At 67.2% G+C, this 17,836-nt stretch carries 11 protein-coding genes and 1 tRNA gene; 5 read left to right on the top strand and 7 right to left on the bottom strand.

The genetic code is table 11. The features are described from left to right. Window positions 1-1,085, bottom strand: a 1,085-nt coding sequence (locus ACWDV4_RS21065) for an FAD-binding oxidoreductase (RefSeq protein WP_449981360.1), incomplete at its 3' end; no start/stop codon positions are given. Beyond that, on the bottom strand, window positions 1,082-1,453 hold the full coding sequence (locus ACWDV4_RS21070) for a globin (RefSeq protein ID WP_449981362.1): 372 nt from the start codon (window positions 1,451-1,453) through the stop codon (window positions 1,082-1,084). The genes ACWDV4_RS21065 and ACWDV4_RS21070, both read right to left, overlap by 4 nt. A 256-nt stretch (window positions 1,454-1,709) precedes the next feature. Between ACWDV4_RS21070 and ACWDV4_RS21075 the strand changes: the two genes are divergently transcribed. The 3 genes from ACWDV4_RS21075 to ACWDV4_RS21085 all read left to right on the top strand — a co-directional run bounded on the left by ACWDV4_RS21075 (window position 1,710) and on the right by ACWDV4_RS21085 (window position 3,993). Further along, complete coding sequence (locus ACWDV4_RS21075) at window positions 1,710-2,744, top strand: DUF5919 domain-containing protein (protein WP_449981539.1); 1,035 nt, start codon at window positions 1,710-1,712, stop codon at window positions 2,742-2,744. Continuing rightward, on the top strand, window positions 2,741-3,544 hold the full coding sequence (locus ACWDV4_RS21080) for an inositol monophosphatase family protein (protein ID WP_449981364.1): 804 nt from the start codon (window positions 2,741-2,743) through the stop codon (window positions 3,542-3,544). The genes ACWDV4_RS21075 and ACWDV4_RS21080 overlap by 4 nt, the downstream gene beginning before the upstream one ends. 377 nt (window positions 3,545-3,921) lie before the next feature. Next, window positions 3,922-3,993 (top strand) — tRNA-Ala (locus tag ACWDV4_RS21085). Window positions 3,994-4,117: 124 nt separating this feature from the next. Here ACWDV4_RS21085 and ACWDV4_RS21090 read toward each other — a convergent pair. Continuing rightward, entirely contained in the window at window positions 4,118-4,831 is a 714-nt protein-coding gene (locus ACWDV4_RS21090) for a hypothetical protein (RefSeq protein WP_449981365.1), read from the bottom strand. Between the two features lie 309 nt (window positions 4,832-5,140). On the opposite strand from ACWDV4_RS21090, the gene ACWDV4_RS21095 reads away from it, so the two are divergent. Both ACWDV4_RS21095 and ACWDV4_RS21100 read left to right on the top strand, forming a co-directional pair. Then, the gene (locus ACWDV4_RS21095; protein WP_449981367.1) at window positions 5,141-6,751 is read left to right on the top strand and encodes an ArnT family glycosyltransferase; all 1,611 of its coding nucleotides are present in this window, start codon (window positions 5,141-5,143) and stop codon (window positions 6,749-6,751) included. Window positions 6,752-6,813: 62 nt separating this feature from the next. Beyond that, a complete protein-coding gene (locus ACWDV4_RS21100) occupies window positions 6,814-7,176 on the top strand; it encodes a cupin domain-containing protein (RefSeq protein ID WP_449981369.1) in 363 nt (120 codons plus the stop codon). A 127-nt stretch (window positions 7,177-7,303) separates the two neighbouring features. Here the strand turns inward: ACWDV4_RS21100 and ACWDV4_RS21105 are convergent, their stop codons facing one another. The 4 genes from ACWDV4_RS21105 to ACWDV4_RS21120 all read right to left on the bottom strand — a co-directional run bounded on the left by ACWDV4_RS21105 (window position 7,304) and on the right by ACWDV4_RS21120 (window position 17,589). Continuing rightward, entirely contained in the window at window positions 7,304-8,908 is a 1,605-nt protein-coding gene (locus tag ACWDV4_RS21105; RefSeq protein WP_449981371.1) for a CocE/NonD family hydrolase, read from the bottom strand. A 177-nt stretch (window positions 8,909-9,085) separates the two neighbouring features. Next, on the bottom strand, window positions 9,086-10,483 hold the full coding sequence (locus ACWDV4_RS21110) for a hypothetical protein (RefSeq protein ID WP_449981373.1): 1,398 nt from the start codon (window positions 10,481-10,483) through the stop codon (window positions 9,086-9,088). 361 nt (window positions 10,484-10,844) lie between these two features. Next, window positions 10,845-11,291, bottom strand: a complete 447-nt coding sequence (locus tag ACWDV4_RS21115) for a hypothetical protein (RefSeq protein ID WP_449981375.1) — start codon at window positions 11,289-11,291, stop codon at window positions 10,845-10,847. A gap of 4 nt (window positions 11,292-11,295) precedes the next feature. Continuing rightward, window positions 11,296-17,589, bottom strand: coding sequence for a DNRLRE domain-containing protein (locus ACWDV4_RS21120; protein WP_449981377.1), 6,294 nt, complete (start codon window positions 17,587-17,589; stop codon window positions 11,296-11,298). Window positions 17,590-17,836: the final 247 nt, after the last annotated feature.

Genomic DNA, 17,836 nt, shown 5'->3' on the forward strand with positions numbered 1-17,836 from the left:
AGGTGAATCTGTTCCGCCGGCACCCCGGCCACCAACAGCCGCAACAGTGCGTCCCGGTTCATCGCCGGCGGACCACACACGTACACCTCCTGCCCCGGGCGATAGTGCGCCAAGGCAAGCGTCAACGCGTCACCCCGTTCCTCCGGCTCGGTGTTCTCCACGTCATGCGACACCGCCGGCACCAACCTCAACCAGTCATGGGCACACTCCAACTTGTCCAAACTCGTCGCGTCATACAGGTCGATGAAGTTGCGTGAGCCGACCACCAGGGTCACCCGCCGAGGAGTGTCCGGGGCGGCGGCGACCTGCTCCACCAAAGCCCGCAACGGAGCCAACCCCGTACCACCAGCCACCAACAGCAGATCCGCACCAACGTCCGGGTCCAGCATCAACCCATTCCCGTACGGCGGCCCAAGCCACACCCGATCACCAGCGCACACCTGGTCGACCAGGGCGTGGGACACCTCGCCGCCCGGGACCGCCCGCACATGAAGTTCGAGGCTGCCATCCGATCGGGGCGCGTTCGCCGGGGCGTACCAACGCCACCTGCCCGGCACCTGCGACACCATCACCGGCACCGCCTGACCAGGACGCACAGGCAACAGCCCCTGCGGTCGTACCGTCAGAATCGCAATCCCCGGCGCAGGCCGATCATGATCGACCACCTCAGCCGACCACCACGCCGGCCCCTCCCCCACCCCACGCCCCACCCGAGCCAAGGCCCGGATCGTCGGCCTATACAACCGCTGCCAATCCCGGGCCAGCCGCGGCGACCACCACGGGCGGGCATAGCAGGCCACCGTGTCGATCAACGCGTCACCGATCGGCAGATGATGCGGCGTGAACAGGCAAAACCGCCGGTACGCCCGACCCAACACCGCCAACAACGCTGCCCGACCCGCCGCATCATCACCACCACTAACCAGCCGACCCAAGCCGGTCAGGAACAGCACCGCGTCCCCAGCTGGCAGCAGCCCCGGGCGAGAATCCTCCACCAGATACCAAAAGTGCTCCACGGCCTGATCGACATGTCGCATCGTGGCCGCCCACGACGCCATCAACTCGGTCCCGTTGCCGACCCTCATACCGGGGTCTCCTCGGAGAACGCCTGGCCGGCGCGGTCAGCGGCTGAGGGTGACACGCCCATCGCCCGCAACGTCCCCACCAGGTAGTTGACCGCCCGACGGTGCTGCCCCTCCGACATGCCGAGCCCTCGCCACGCTGCCGCGCACGGACGGACCACGTCGCCCTTTGGGCCACCCAACGCCGCCGTCAGCAACAACACCAGATGCGCCGCCAACCGGACCCGATCCACCCCCACCAGGAACGGCTTCAGCTCGGTGTCCGCCTCCACCAGCCACAGCCAGCGGCCCACCGCATCCCGTACCCCCATCGACCCCAACCGCTCGAACCCCGCAGGCTCGTCGGCTGACGATCCACTGTCCACACCCATCACAAGCTCTCTCCCCTACACCATCCGGGAAACCTGGAACGGCACCGGGACGGGCGGGAGCAGCGACACAAGCAATCAGGGGAGTCACCCGCCACCGGAGCCAGCACCCGCCCCGGGCCATGCCCTGATCGTGGTCAACGCACCTCTCCAATGGCACGACTACACTCTGCACTCGCGCTGTACCTATACGAACGAAGTTGCCGGTAGGCTGCCCAAAGACCGATCTCGACATGATCGGAGACGATCTTTGACGACTGTGCATCGGTGGACAGGCCGAGAGACCCGAGCCCTCCGCCACGCCCTACGCATGAGCATCCGCGATTTCGCCGAACGCCTCGGTGTCGCCGAACGAACTGTCTCCAAATGGGAGGCTGGCCAGACGGCTATCTCCCCTCGACCCGAGATACAAGCTGCTCTCGACACCACTCTCGACCAGTCAGACAATCAGACACACAGCCGGTTCAATAGCATGCTGAGCCGATTAGATCTGATCAATGACCCGTCAACAGACAGCGGCAGTGGGCGTGATCTTGCGATCCTCTCCCGACAACAGATTGCAATGGCCAGAGAGACTCTCGGCTTTACGCTTGCCGAGTTCGCCGAAGCACTCGCCGTACACCTCGGATGGAAGCCAACAGAAGCCTCTCTTAACGCGTGGGAATCTACAACAACACCCCCGGGCGATGTACTTATCGCAGCAAGTCTGGCGAGTCGAGGCAGCTCTAGCACCTTCAGTGACCTCCTTCCGAATTCGACACATCTAGCCGACCTCAGAGCCGCATACACAAATCGAGCTGAGCTTACGACACATATGCCCCCAGAAAGCCTACTTGACGGCGCTCGCGACGTACGTGCCATGGGGCTATCTCTCAACCTTCTATGCCAGCATTACCCAGACCGTCACTGGGACGAACTCCTCCGAACTGGCACTAATGTTCGATGTCTCTTCGCCGACCCAGATGGGGACGCAATACGCGCAAGAGAAATAGAAGAGGAGTTTCCGGCCGGCCATCTGTCCTCTCTGACCAAGCTGAACATCGAAACAATGTCGAGAATTCGAGATCGCCTGCCAACCGACTCGACAGGCACCCTCACCATCGCCACTTACGATCAAACCATTCGCTTCAACATAATTCTCATCGACGACGTCTGCGTCTCTCAAGCATACCTACCGCAAGGCCGGGGAATAGATTCCCCGACGCTCGTCACAGAGAATCGCTCCACTACGGGCCTGTACCCCATCTTTGACCAGATCTTCGACGCCCACTGGGAGCAGCGCCGACAGCTATGACGACCTACCAGGCACTACTTCCGATCGCAATCGAAGCAGTCGACCGCGCCAGTCATCTCCTCAGGAACCAAAGCCCAGGAGCACTTACCCACAAAGGCGATCGAGACCTAGCTTCCCAGCTGGACTACCAAATCGAACGCGAGGTTCGCTCTTTTCTGCGCGAACGAACGCCCCACATTGGCTTTCATGGCGAGGAAGAAGGCCCATTTGGTGCGACCGAGATGCAGTGGGCACTGGATCCAATCGACGGGACAGCGAACTTTGTTCGCAGTCTCCCGATGTGCGGAATATCCCTCGGCCTCGTGCACCACGAAAATCCCGTCCTCGGCGTTATCGACCTACCCTTCCTGACCGGTCGATATAGCGCAACGATTGGCAATGGCGCGCACCTAAACGGGCAACCGATCATGACAAGCGCCACTAACAACATCACTTCGGCAATCGTGGCCATCGGCGACTACGCAGTGGGCATCGACGCAGCAGTCAAGAATCGCTTACGACTGGCCCTGACCGCAGAGCTTGCCGAGATTGTCCAGCGAGTACGCATGACCGGCTCAGCCGCACTTGACCTCGCTTGGCTTGCCGAGGGAAAAATCGACGCCGCCCTCACGCTATCCAATCACCTTTGGGACATGGCAGCTGGTGTAGCCATCGCGCGCGAAGCGGGCGCCAGCATCATAGATATCGACGGAAGCGCCTACACCAAGCATTCCTCCACAACTTTGGCCACCACTCCCTACCTGAAAGACGACATCTTCACGATTTTAAAGAGGGTATCCGGCGAAAACATTACTGTTTGAGAGCGATACTCGCAAACAAAATTTGTTTGGACCTTCTGGCAATACGCACAGCACCAAACACCGGCCAAGTTCGGCCGGTGTTTGGTGGGTGCGCCGAGCCCGCCTACAAGCCGGACAAAGTCAGCATGGACTCCGACTGGGTTCGGCCAGTGTTGGGTACTCCACGTCGAGGAGATCGCCAACGCCGTCCGAAATGCCGCGACGGAGACCAGCCGGGTTTGGCCGGTGTTGGGCCGCCCGCTTGGTCGGCCTGTCCAGATCGGCCCGGGTGTCGCAATGGAGACCGGCCAGGTTCGACTCTTATCTGCAGTAGTGGGGTGCGGACCTGTTCGGTGAGCAGCGCCAACACCGTGATGGAAAGTTCCCTCGCGAAGCCTGAGACCATAGCTCAGATGGAAGAGCGCCGCTCTTGCAAGGCGGATGGCGGGGTTCGAGTCCCCGTGGCTCCATTAACAGCGCGGTGAGCTGGAAGAGTAAAAGTCATTGTGGCGGCGCCCGAATCGCCTCGGTCAGATGCGCCGTGATGTGCGAAGACGAGGGTCCGATTCTGGCAGCCGTAGCCGCGCAGTCACGTCAGATGCGTCCGACGGTTGTGTCGTCGTCCGCGCCCGTGCCGGGATCGAGAATCTTCCTGAGCTGAACCAGCTCCCGTTCCTCCAGCAGGGATGGCGTCGCCTCAAAAATCAGCTTGATGCTGTCCCTGAGTTGCTGCTCCGTGAGCACGACTGCGCTGCCGTCCACTTTCGGCCCGTCGCCCTCGTCCTCGATCCGAGCGTTGCGCAAGATGCGCAGCTGCTCGTCGCTGAACAGCCGGGCTGCCAAAGCGGCGACGATGCGCTGCCGCGCTTCTTCCCTACTCATCCCCGCTTGGTAAGACTTGATCACGGCCGATACTTCCTGCGCCGCGTCCGCTGGCTCGAGCACTACCCGCACCGGCGGCTCGACAACGGCGTCTAGGACGTCGTCACTCTTGCGGCGACTGAGAGCCCTCACCAATCCGGATTTCACGGCTGGGAGAACCTGTTCGGTCATCAATCGCGCGACGTGCGGCCGGGCCCGTTCCAGAGCATAAAGAGCCAAAGAGAAAGCCAGACCTCGCAGCATCTGCTCGAGCTCCGAGCGTTCCGAAGATCGCAGAGACTGTTCTTCGATGGGGTCGAGCGTGACCTGTCCCAGCTTGTTGCTGCCATCACTGCGGGTCAGCGGGCTAAAAGAGCCAGGCTTCGTGTGCGAGTTCGACAGGTGCGCTCCGTCGTCGTACTCTACCCACATCTTCTCTCTGGGCATTCGCTGTCCCCGTCTCGTCGAGCTGTCCGCACCGCATCGCATCCTTTCAGAGCCATCGCCGATTACGCCATCCGCTACTTGACCGAATCTGCCGTCACGCTGCCGCACATCACAAACAGGGATCCGGCCAGCCATCCGCATGACGGTTCAGCCCTACCTACCCGTGATCGTCATCAGGTGATATTCCCTTGATCTGAGTTAAATCGTCGTTTTTACCGTCCCGACTTGGTACGGCTATCTATTGGCACACCAGTCGCCGCCGCCCCGGCGCTGCTGTTGAGGTCAGGTAACAACAGCCGCCCGTGTGGCATGATCGCAGCGATGATCGCCGGGGTACGCCAGAAGCCAGCTGACCAGGCCCGCCCACGCACGTACTGGCATCTTCGGCTGCCGGTGCTGCTCGCCCTGCTCGTCGGGTTGGCCGGCGTCGGATACCGGCTGGCGCTGTTGCTGGCCGACGCGCCGCCCACCAACAGCGACGAGGCGACCATGGGGTTGGCCGCCCTGCGCATCGCCCGTGGCGAGGACTTCCCGGTCTGGTTCTACGGCCAGGCGTACATGGGGACGCTGGAGGCGTACCTGGCCGCGCCGATCTTCGCGCTCTTCGGGCCGTCGGTGCTCGCGCTGCGGCTACCTACCCTCGCGATGTTCGCGCTGTTTCTCGCCCTGTCCTGGCGGCTCACCCGCCGGCTCGGCGGGGATCCCTGGTTCGCCCTGCTGGTCGTCGGTTTCCTCGCGCTCGGCTCGGACCGGGTGGTCAAGAACCAGCTCATCGCCGGGGGCGGCTACCCCGAGATGAACCCGGCCGGAGCCGCACTTGCCCTGCTCACCGTGGAGCTTTGCCTCGGCGGATCGGGGCGGCGGCTGCCGCGCTGGGCGATCTGGGGGCTGATCTCCGGGATCATGCTCTGGGCCGACCCGCTGCTGCTGCCGTACATCCTCGGGACCGGTGTGGTGCTGGCGGTCTGGCGACGGCGGGAGCTGGCCGGTCGGGCCGGGCTGGTGGCCGCCGGGACGATGCTGCTAGGGGCGGCACCGATGCTGTTGGACAGCATCTGGTACGGCCGCAACCCGCTCGCCGCTGTCCTGACCGCCAGCGGCGGGGGCGCGTCGGCGGGCTGGGGTGATCGGCTGTACGGCGGCCTGGTGCTCGGTCCGCCGCTCGGGATGGGCTTCTGCTCGCCGAGCCACTGCACCATCTGGCAGTTCTGGTGGGCACTCGCCTTCCCGGTCCTGCTAGTCCTGGGTGCCCTGCTCGCCTGGCGTACGCTGCGCGCCGCGCGCGGGCCGGCCGGAGAGCCCGGTGACGAGCAGCGGGTGTCGGCGGCGGTACGGCTGGCGCTGCTGGCCGGGGCCGCAGCGGTGCTCGCGGCGTACGTGGTGAGCAGCTCGGCCGGACGGACCCCGGTGGAGAGCGCCCGGTATCTCTCCTGCCTGACGATTGCCATGCCAGCCCTGCTCTGGCCGCTGTGGCAGGCGGCTCGTCGACGCTCCGGCGGCCTTCGCGTGGTGGCGTCCGCCGTACTGGCGGCCATCCTCGGCACGGCCGCGTGGGCGACCGTCGCGGCGATCCGTACCGTGCCGGCCACTCATGCGGAGGCCGAGCGGCACCGCACGCTCGTCGACACCCTCGACGAGTTGGGTGTACGCCACGTCTACGGCGGTTACTGGACCTGCAATCGGCTCACCTTCGCCACCACGGAAGACGTGGTGTGCGCGGTAGTTAAGGACGATCTGACTCCCGGCTTGGACCGCATTCGGGCGTACCGGCCGGCGGTGGCAGCCGACCCGGGTGCGGCCTGGGTCGTACCGGTCGACTCGCCGCTGGCCACCCAGCTCGATCAGCGGATCGGCACCGAACCGGGCGCATTTGACGTGGTCACCGTACCCGGTTGGCGGGTGTACCTGCCCCGCAGCTGACACCAGCGCAACGTCCGATTCGCGCCAGACGTACGAGGACTGCGGGCGGGAACCTGGACGACATGTCGAGCACCAACCTGACCATGAGCGGTGGCCCCGTCGAGTTTGCCCACTGGTACGACTTCAGCGAGGGCGGTCCGGTGCACCAGGCGCTGTTGCCGTTCCCGGCAGAGTCACCCGCCCCGTTCGAGCTCGCCCGCTGGTCGGTGGCCCCGGGAACGTCGAACGACCTGGACGTACACCGGTCGCGTGAGGTGTGGATCGTCGTCTCCGGGGTCGGCGTCCTGACCTGGGCTGATCAGACGGCGGTGGTGCGGGCCGGGGACGTGGTGGCGTTCGAGAGCAAGGTGCCGCATCAGGTACGCAACGACGGGCCGGACACGCTGCACGCCGTCTCCGTCTACTGGCTGCCGTCCGAGGACTGACGCAACACGTACATCGGAGGCGCTGCTACCAACGATCGCCGCCAAGCTGCGTCACCTGCGACTGCGTCCGCCGCCCGAGTAAACCAGTACGGGCGGCGGACGCGGTCTCGGTGGATCTTCGCGGCGGCTACTTGATCGGTACGTCCAGGTAGGACCCGCCGCCGATGGTGATCGTGCCGGCCCCGTTCTCTTCGTAGTAGAGCGGGTCGACGGTGTCGACGACGAGGGTGAGCGAGTGGCCCGCCGGCAGGTCGTAGGCGGTCGCCGTCAGGTTGACGTCGACGCTGCGGCTGCCGGAGCTGGTGCCCAGCCAGGTGACTGGCGCGTGGGTGATCAGCTTGGCGGTGCCGAGCTGGTCGAGGTCGTACAGGTAGGCGACCAGGGTGCCCCGGGCGGCGGCACTGGTGAGCTCAAGGTGCAGTTTCGGGACGCCACGGATGCGCTGTGCGGTGGAGGGCCGCTGCGAGGCCCAGACCCCGGCACGTACCCGGTCCACGCTGGGCAGCCAGACCTCCGGCATTTTGCCGGTGAAGGCACCGATCCCGTTGGTAAGGAGTACGACGCCGCCGTTGGCGGTGGTGTCGAGCTCGGTCGGCAGGGTCTTGCGCCAGCCGCTGCTCGGTGCGCCACCGAGCAGACCGGTCCCGTCGAGCAGGCGGATCGCGCCCAGCCCGTAGCGCTGGTTCTGCGCCGTCGGCCAGTTCGAGTGTGCCTCGGCGGCGGCGTTGTGCGGGCGCAGCAGAACCGGGGGTTCCTGGCTGATGCCGGTGTCGATGCCGGCCAGGTGCTGGTCGAACCAGCGGAACACGTTGGTCCAGACCTCGTTCTCGATGCCGAGGACGCCGGTCAGTTCGGCGATCGCGTGGTCGCCGGGGCGCAGTTCGAGGCGCTTCGGGCCGGTGAGCTGGCCGTAGAAGTCGACGAGCTGGTTCGGCGGGAAGAACGTGTCCCCCCAGGCGTTTGCGATCAGCACAGCGGGCTGGTTCGCGTTGATCTGGTCGATGTAGCTGGCTGCGGACCGGGCGTCAGCCCAGGCGATGACCTCGTTGATGTTGCGGTTGGCGGCGAAGTCTTCCAGTTTGCTGGTCAGCTCCGGTCCGGGGTTGCCGAGCAGGTCGGCGGCGATCTTGAGCAGCCCGCTGGACTGGAGGTGGCGGGTGGAGTCGGCGTAGAGCGAGGAGGTGAGGTCGGTCCAGCCGCTCATCATGGCCACGGTACGGATGCGCGAGTCGAAGGCCGAGCCGAGCAGGCTCAGTCCGGCACCGTAGGAGATGCCGCCCGCGCCGATGCGGGTCGGGTCGGTGGCGGTGTTCGCGATGGTCCAGTCGACCACCTTGGTCAGGTCGGCCATGTCCTTCGGGCCGGCGGTGTCGATCTCACCACCCGAGGACCACCAGCCTCGGGGCGTGTACGAGACGACGACGTAGCCCTTGGCGGCGAGCTTCTTCGCCTGGGCCAGGTATTCGAGGTCGTTGAGGCCCCAGCTGGCGGGGAAGATGACGGCCGGGTACTGGCCGGCGACGGCCGGGGCGATCACGTTGGCCTTCAGCACCACGCCGGCACTGGTGATGTCGACAAAGCGGACACCAGTCGTGGGGACGGCCGTGACGGTGCTCTGGTTCACCGTCGGGACGGCGGCGACGGCGGGGGTCGTGGTTGCGGCACCAGCCACGACCACTGTGGCCAGAACCGCCAGTACGGATCTGAACAGGGTTGATCGACGCTTCTCCATACGCGTTCCTTGCAGGTGGGGGTAGCGGCATCGGATAGCCGCAGCGTAGGAGGCAGCATCGAAGATTAGAAGATTATGACGACATCGTTACCAACGAGTAACAAACAGCGGACGCGGGAGCCTATTCCGGTCTCCCGCGCCCGCTGCTGGTTCCGCTGTACGCGCCTCGGGCGTTGCTCAGCCGAAGCAGTTCTCGATGGACTTTCCACAGTTGACGGGCAAGTTCCTGGTGACGGTCGTGACGTTATCGATCTTGGCCTGGGCATCCTTGACCCAGAGGCCACCCGGCTTCTCGGTGGAGTCGTTCTCGGCCACCCTGCTCTTGAAGACAGTCACCTGGCCCTTCTCCGCATGGATGCCGGCGCCCTTCGACTTCTGTCCGACCCCGCTGTTGCGGTTCACCTCGGTCCGCCGTACGAGCAGGGTCGACGTCTCCGCGAAGATGCCGGCACCGTTCCCACTCCCGCTGTTCTCCTCGACGAAGCTGTCGTCCGCCGAGACCAGCCCGTTGACGGTGGCGATGCCGCCGCCGTTCGTGGTCGAGATGTTCCGGCGGATCCCCAGGTTGCGCAGGGTGATCACCGCCTCCCGGTTGACGATGCCGCCACCGACCTTGGCAGAGTTGCGGGTGACGTCGGTGTCCCAGACCTTGGTACGGGCGTTCACGCTGGCGATGCCGCCGCCCTCGGTCGCACTGTTGCTGACGAAGGTGCTGGTCGCGACATCGGCCGCGCCCTTGAAGTTGGCGAAGCCTCCGCCGAACCCTCCGGCACTGTTGTTGGTGAACTCGGAACCAGCGACGGTCAGCACACCTCCATTGAGGAGAGCGCCGCCATTGCCAGCCGCGTTGGCCGCCCGATTGCCGTGGAACGCGCTGTCGACCAGGGTCAGATGGCCGTCATTGAAGATCGCGCCGCCGCCCCCATCTGCTGCGAGCGCAGCGTTGCGGGTGAACGTGACCCGTTCTACGGTGGCGGTAGCGTCGTGGTCGATCTGGATGCTGCCCCCACTCGCGGCCTGCCCGTTGGTGAGGTTCAGGTCGGTCAGGTTCAGCTCGCCGCCGCCGCGAACAGTGAAGAACCGGAATGCCGCAGCGTTGGCGGATCGGGTGATGGTTGCCCCCGCACCGTTGATGGTGATCGGGTGCTGGACGATCGGCAGACCGGACTGGGCATCGCTCTGATCAGGCGTGGACAGCCGGTAGGTGCAGCCGGCGGCCAGGGTGAGGTTGCCGCCCCCTTCGGCGTTGGCGCGTACCAGCGCGGCGACGAGTTCGTGAACGCCACAGGGTACGGACGTCACCTCGGTCGCACCGGTCCGCACGGGCGGTTCAGCCGGCTCGCTTGCTGGGGTCTCTGCCGGCGGTTCAGCCAGCTCGCCCGCTGGTGTCTCCGCTGGATTACTTGCCGGCGTCTCTGCCGGCGTTGACGCCTGCTCTTCGGGGCGACCCTCGCGGGTCTGTTCCCTGTTCGGTCCGCTCTCTCCCGGTTCCTTGCTGGAGATGATCGAGCTCAGCTGCCCCCAGCCCACATCATCCGGGCTCGCACCGTACAGGGCGTAGGCGCCACCGACCACCGATACGATCCCGATCCCGGCCACACCGGTGACCAGGCGTCTGGCCGTGGAGCCGCCGGGTAAGAACCATCGGGACCGTCGTCTTGTTCGCTGCGTTCCGGGGCTGTCGGAGTTCTCCTCATTCCCTGGGCAAATGGACATCAAGTTCTCCTGCCTGCACGCCAAATCTGGCCACGCCAACGGGCGCGGACGGCTACGGTTCGTCGCCGCTGCCGATCACGGTAAGGCCGCAGATCAGGACAAGCCCTGCTATCGCGAACAAAACACACGATACGGTGGATATTGCGATCAACAGCCATGACCTGGGCGCTTCTGCCGCCTCCTTGACCTGGTCGACCTAGCCGCCGTCAACGCCGGCGGGTCAGAAGAAGACGGTGACCAGGACGACAGCGTCCAACACACCGACCACCACCAGCCAACCGGCGGTGAACAGCGGGTGCCGGGCCAGCCGGGAGGTGCCGCGCTCGCTCAGGTAGCCGAGCGCGGCATTGACGAACCCGACGCAGGCGCCGAGGGTGAGCGCACCGACGGCCAGCACGCCGCCGCCGCTCAACGGTGCCGGGAACGGCAGCGTGGCCACCGCCAACAGCACCGCGAGCACCAGCCAGAGCGCGTGCAGAAACCGGGCGGCAAGCACCGGTGCGCTCTCCTCGTCCAACTGTGCCGGCCGGGGCCCGAGCACCGCTGCCAACCAGCGTTGGTACTCGGCCGCCAGATCCCAGGACCAGCGGCGGGTCAGTCGATCCAACCCGCCCGCCAGGGCCAGGGTCATGGCGTACGGCAGCGGTGGCTGCTCGGGACCCGACACGTTCTTACCTCCTGCGCTTGCTACGCCACTTGCGGTAGTCACGGTAGCCGTCGCGGGCCGACACACCGGTCGAGTAGTAGCCCCAACCGGTGTCGATCCGGTCGGCCCGGCGGACCACCCTCCGCTGGTACTTGCGGTGCTTGGCCGCCGCCTGCTTCCGCTTCTTCTTGTAGTACTTGCTGCGGCCCGCGACCCCCTTCGGTGCCTTCTTGATCCGGCGGCTCTTGACGAACTTGCCGCCGTAGCGCAGCGCCTTGGCGGCACCGAAGGTACCTGCTCCGACAATGTCGGACCACCCGCTGCGGTCACCCCTGCGGAGCTTGTAGATGCCCCGCCCGAGCGAGATACCGGCGGAGACCGCCGCACACGGGCCGCAGCCGAACATCGCCGCGACACCGAGCACCGCGCCGGCCCGGTCGAGCCACTTGCCCCAGCCACGCCGACCGTCGAGGTCGAAGCAGTTGATCGGGTCACCGGAGCAGTAGTCGTACGGGTTGGCGTTGCCGCCGTACACCGGGTCGGTCTGGAGGAACCGGCCCGTGGTCGGGTTGTAGAGGCGTACCCCCATCAGGACGATGCCGGCGGGGGTGTCCGCCGCCCGCTGCTCCGCACCCAGCCACCCGTAGCGCTGCGTCCCGACATCGGCCGGATTGCGCGGCGTACCGTACTCGGTGCTCTCCCCGGTGCTGGAGACCCCCGCGTCGCCGTTGCGGATGCTGGCGATCAGATCGCCGTGCAGGTTACGCAGCTGCCACTCTGCCTGGCCGGTGTCGCTGTCCCAGGTGGCGGCCATGGCCGACAGGCCGGTCACCGTCCGCGTCCACTGCGTCGCAGACTCCTGGGTCCAGGCCGGGTTGTCGCTGTCGTCGTCGTAGTGGTGGACCGCCTGCACGACCGAACCCGACGCGTTGTCCGTCCAGGACCGGATCCGGTTGCCCGCGACGTCGAGGGTGTAGTCGGTGGTCCGCGTGCCCTGGGTGATCCGGTCGACCAGGTCCGTGACGTGGTAGGCCACGCTCAGGGCCCCGCTCGCCGGTACGGCGGTGTCGACCGCTGGCACAGCGGTCGTCCGACCCAACGCGTCGTACCCGTACCCGGTGCTGTTCACCCGGTCGGCCGTGTCGTAGCTCCAACTCCGCGTACCGGCCGCCGTGGTGCTCTGGCAGGCACCGTCGGCGGCGGGGACGTACGTCGTCATCGAGGTGCGGTTGCTGGCCGCGGTGTACGCGTACGTGCGGGTGGTGCACTGCGCGGCGACGGTGTCCGCGACGCTGGTCAGCCGGCCGACGGCGTCGTAGCCGTAGGTCTGGTCCGACAGGGTCGAGACGGCCCGCCGCCACTGGCCGTGGCCCGACTCGGTGATCGCCTCGCTCAGCAGCGTGCAGTCGTCCTGTCCGCAGCCCGGACGGGCGTAGGTGAGCCCCACCGGGGTAGCGGTCTCGTCGTACTCGGTGTTGACCACCACACCGTTGGGCCAGGTCTCCGACACCAGGTTGCCGTCGGCGTCGTAGCTGCCGGTGAAGGTGCCGACCTGCCCGTCGACGACCTTGGTGAGCAGGTCACGGCGACCGTCCACCCCGTCGTAGTGGTAGGTCCGGGTGACCTTTCCGTCCGAGCTGGTCGATGCCCGCCCGAGCAGGTCGTACCCGGTGGTCGAGGTGTTGCCGTCGGCATCGGTGTAGGACACCTGCCGACCGAGCCGGTCGTAGCCGCGCACGATCTGGGCGGTGACCGCGTTGTTGGTCACCGACTGGACCCGGGTCAGCGTCCCGGTGGCCGGGTCGTATTCGCTGCGCTGCACCGGCACCGCCGCGCCCAGTCCGGCCGCTGCGGTCACCGCCACATCCCGGACCCGACCAGCACCGTCGTACGTGGTCGTGGTGGTCCGCAGGACACCAGCGCTGGTCTTCTCGGTGATCGTCCGCACCTGGTGGTACATGTCGTAGGTGGTGACGGAGTAGGGCACTTCCGGCCCGGTCGCCGCCTGTCCGCCCGGCTGGGTACGGCAGGTCAGCCCCGCCCACTCCGGCCGCAGGTCACACTCCGCATAGCCGGAGCCGGACGTCGCCCGGTAGGCGATCGTCTGCCGGGTCTGCGGGGTGGTGGTCGACGTGCCGCCAGCCGGCATCGTGGTGGAGTTCGGCAGCCCGGTCTCGATGTCGTAGCCGAACCGAGTGACCAGGGCCTTCCCGGCCGGGTCGACGGTCAGCACGGTCGGCTGCCGCAGGTTCCAGTCGTACGCCGTCGTGGTGCGACGCAGATCGGTTTCGGTGAGCGTGCCCGCCGCGCTCCGGTACTGGACCAGCTCGTCCTGGGTGGTTACCAGGTGGTACGGCGCACCGGTGGTGGGTGCCCCCTCGTCGTGCTTGTACCGGGTGACCAACCGGCCCCGGACGGTGGCACCGCTGTCGAGCACCACGTCGTGCTCCGGTTCGGTCTCGACGAGCAGCAGCTGACCGTCGGCGGAGTAGCTCTTGGTGGAGGAGAGCTTCCCGGCCAGCGTCGCCTCCACACTGGCCGTGTCGGAGGTGGAGGCGTCCAGGGCGCGCACCCGGTTGGCGGCGGTCAGCGACCGCACCGTGTTGCCCCACTGGTCGTACCAGGTGGCGGTGGTGTGCCCACCCGGGGCGACCTCGTTGACCGCGCGGGCGTTGGCGTCGAGGTAGGTCACCTCGGCGTGTTCCCAGGAGGTCGGCAGGGTCCCTGCGGCCGGATCGCCGCCGGGCACCTGGCTGGGCGGGAAGACGGCGGTGGCGTCGGTCGGCGCCTCGGCCTGCCCCCAGCGGGCCGTCTGGGCGGGGGAAAGGTCGTACGGGGCACCGGTGCCGCTGGTCGGCACCTGGTAGACGACGGTGGTGGTGGCGGTGCCGGCAGCCAGCGCGGACCGGGTCACCCGGTGCAGACGGCCGGTGCCCGGGTCACCGGGAATGGTGGTGTAGCTGAATTGCCACGCTTCCTGACCGGCCGGGGTGATCCCGGAAAGGACGCCGTCAGCCCCGTAGGCGTAGGTGTCCGCGACGTGGCGGATGGTGCCGGAGTCGTTCCAGTCGAGCCGAGGATCCCAGGAGGACCGCAGCCGGCCGGCATTGTCGTAGGCGTACCGGGCCATCGAGATGGTACGCATCGCCGGGGTGGACAGGTCCGAATCCCAGGCGGTCAAGGAGACCTCCCGGACCCGGCCGAGGTAGTCACCCCAGGCCGACTCGCCCGTGCCGGTCGCGGTGGTGGCCGTCGCGTAGCTGAAGGTCAGGGCGCGGCACCCGCGGGCCAGCGTGGTGCAGGCGACGCCGTCGGCGACCGGGGCGAGCATCCGAGTGGGTCGGACGATCTCCTTGCCCCCGACGGTGACCCGCTCCCAGCTGTAGCTGACGGTCTGGTTGTCACCGGGCAGCGTGACCGAGGTCGGGAAGTACTTTCCGGCGGCGGCACCGGTGACCCGGTTGAAGGTGGTCACCTGCCCGTCGAGTTCCCGGATGGTGTACGTGTCGGTGGCGGAGGCGTACGTCAGGTTCAGCGCCTCCATACCGATTTCCGGGTCGAAGGCGGTGCTGCTGCGGCGGGTGAAGCCGATGGTGTCGCCGTCGGGAAGCCCGATCTGCACCAGGGACCCGTAGACCGACAGCGAGGTGTAGTCGGCCTCGGCCTCCTCGATGACCGCACCGGAGACCCAGCCCGGCCCGAACATGTCCGCCGGGTCGGTCTGCGCCACGCGACGGGTGTTGTACGAGCGGGTGAGGGTCAGGTCGCTACCGGGGGCGTCGACCGAGACGTCGGTGTCGGAGAGGGTGTAGTTGCCGGTGATCAGGTTGACCGTGCCGGGGCCGATCTCCTCGGACTCGGCCGACGCCTGCGCCCGGTCGAAGGTCACCTTGACGGCGCTGGAGTAGCCGCCGATGCCACCGGTGAAGCTGCCCCGTACCTGCACTGGCCCGTCCCGGGGCACCGACTCAGCGTCCACCGCGGCCAGGGTGGCTTCGACGTCCCAGTTGAGCTTCGGGAACGCACCGGAGCCACTGGTCGGCAGCGGCCAGGTCACCGCGCCGCCGCCGGCAGCCACGGTGACGTGGGCGGCCGGTACGGTGGCCCACGCGTCGCTGTCGCCCCGCCGCCACTGGTAGGTAACGCCGGTCGCCGTCGACTGGCCGAGCCCGGTCACCGCGAGCTTCGCGGCGGTGACGTCGCCCGTCTTCGGGCTGGTGACCGCACCCGCCCCCACCAGGAACGAGTAGCTGCGGATCGCCGACTGGTTGCCGGCCCGGTCCCGACTGCGCACGTAGAGGGTTTGCGGCCCGTCCGCGCTCGGGGTGATCGAGACGCTGGCGGCCGCGCCGAGGCTGGGCGCGTTGACGCTCTGGTTCGGCGGGTTGACGTTCAGGCCGTACTCGTACGCCGCCACGTCGGTGACGCTCGACGCGCCGAAGGTGAAGGTGCCGGCGGTGCCCGCCGCGCCACCCCACTGACCGGCCGGGTACGCCGTCGAGGCGATCGTCGGCGCAGCCGACGGCGCGGTGGTGTCGACGGTGAATTCACAGATGGACGACCAGGGCCCGTCTATGGTGCCGTCGTTGCCCCGGACCCGCCACTTGTAGGTGCCGCCCTCGGCGAAGGCACCGCTGGGCACGGTGGCCGCGAGCCAGGAGCCGGAGGCACCGGGGCCGACCGTGGTGGAGCCGATCACGGCACCTGCGCTGGTCTGCCACTCGAACTTGGCTTTGACCGACGAGCCATCCCCGTCGGTGATCTTGGCACGGAGCTGCGGCGTGCGGCTCCTGATGTACGGCCGACCGGTGCCGGTGGTGCAGGCCGTCGCCGGCACCGTCGCCCGCGAGGCGACCACGGGCTTCGACTGGTAGGTGATGCTCAGCTTGGGCGGGTTGGACGCTGCTTCCTTGGAGTTGAAGCGCTTCCAGGCGTAGTTGTCCGTCTCGGAGGTCGCCCGGATGCCGATGTTCACCGACGCCGAGTGGTTGTCGGCGGCGTGCTGGAAGGCTGCGGTAGCCGGCACGGTCACCCAGCCGTCACCGCAGGAGGTGCTGTAACCCTTCGTCTGGGTGGAGGTGCCGACGTTGGCGTGCCACGTCGGCTGGGCGCTCCAGCGGGTCGCCGTGCTGACCGCGCCGACCCGCCAGGCCTCCCACGACTTGGCGGTGCAGGAGTACGAGTGGAACTCCCACAGGCTCAGCGTCGCCGACTGCACATGCTTGTCCCACAGCCAGCCGTTGACGTTGTCGAAGCGGAGGAAGGACCGGGCCTTCGTGGTGCCGCCGTCGTACGTGCCAAGCTTGAGCTCGGTCGACGCGGACTGGTCGGAGCTGTAGCTGGACTGCACGAACGCGTCGAAGTTGACGCCGATGGTCTGGGACGGGTCGATGGTCACCGGGTAGGTGGTGGCCAGGTCGGTGAGGAAGCCCTGGTCCGGCGTCAGCACCAGCGTGGTCTTGGCGCTCTCAGCATGGAGGTTGAGCCCGACCGGCGCGCGCCGGAGGTGCTCCCCCGAGGCCTCGTCGACCGAGGCGTCCCACATCAACGGGGCGCCGACGTTGCCGACCTGCTCGCCCGAGGAGTTGTAGATGTCGAGGCCGTCGGCGCCGTCGGTCTGTGCCGTCGAACCCTCCACCTGCCAGGGCAGCCGGATCTGGCTGACCTGGGCCGCCGCCGTCCGGTCCTTCACGATGAGCACCTGCTGGTAGCCGGTGCGGGTGGCGGTGACCACCAGGTCCACCCCGGGACGTACGTCCGGGTAGGTGGCCCGGTTGCCGTCGAGCACCGGCTCGGGCAGCATGCCGCTCCAGCCGAGCGTGGCCCGGCTCCCGGTCTCGCCCAGCGTGATCAGGGCGTGTTCACCGGCTGCCGCAGCGCCGGAGAACGTCAACCCGTACGGGTGGGCGATCGGGGCGATCGATCCGTCGTCGCGCCGCTTCAGCGTCAGGTCCACGTCGGTCCAGCCGCCGGTGCCGTTGCGCATCCGGACCGGGCCGGCCGCGATCTCCGCGGTCACCTCGCCGGACGGCTGCGCCCAGAACTGGGAGGTCTCCGAGGTGAGACCGGTGATCAGGACCTGCTTACCGGTCATCCGGGCGGTGATCAACGCCGCCGTCTCGTCCGGCCGCTCCAGCTCCGTCGAGGTGGCGGATACCTCCGCCGGGGGTGCCGCAACCGCGGGGCGTTGCGCCCCCCATTCGGCCAGCGTAGCCACGAGCACGATGGTGAGGAACACAATCATCGCCTGGCCGTACCGCCCGCGCACCAGATCGTCGATCCGTCGTATGAAGACGGACGACTCCGGACTAGCGTGCACCGTTACCTCCTTAACTTGATCAAGGACAAAACGATGGCAACCTACTAGTCGGAGCCACAGAGCAACAGGACATCGCTGATCTTCGACTGATCGATGGACCACAGTGGCCAATAGGATGATCTACAAACACATGCAAATAGGGAAGATCACCTAAATTTCTCTCGCCCGCTCGCCGGTTCGACGGAAGACTTCCGGCCACCACTCAGGGACCGGGCCGTGTGGCTGCCCGGTCCCCAGCGCCCCGACG

This window comes from Micromonospora sp. NPDC003197, from assembly GCF_053590565.1.

Bases quoted from the DNA above. Each gene is read 5' to 3' on its own strand.
- ACWDV4_RS21070 (WP_449981362.1), bottom strand. From the start codon at position 1,453: ATGGGTGTGGACAGTGGATCGTCAGCCGACGAGCCTGCGGGGTTCGAG.
- ACWDV4_RS21080 (WP_449981364.1), top strand. From the start codon at position 2,741: ATGACGACCTACCAGGCACTACTTCCGATCGCAATCGAAGCAGTCGAC.
- ACWDV4_RS21090 (WP_449981365.1), bottom strand. From the start codon at position 4,831: ATGCCCAGAGAGAAGATGTGGGTAGAGTACGACGACGGAGCGCACCTG.
- ACWDV4_RS21095 (WP_449981367.1), top strand. From the start codon at position 5,141: ATGATCGCAGCGATGATCGCCGGGGTACGCCAGAAGCCAGCTGACCAG.
- ACWDV4_RS21100 (WP_449981369.1), top strand. From the start codon at position 6,814: ATGTCGAGCACCAACCTGACCATGAGCGGTGGCCCCGTCGAGTTTGCC.
- ACWDV4_RS21105 (WP_449981371.1), bottom strand. From the start codon at position 8,908: ATGGAGAAGCGTCGATCAACCCTGTTCAGATCCGTACTGGCGGTTCTG.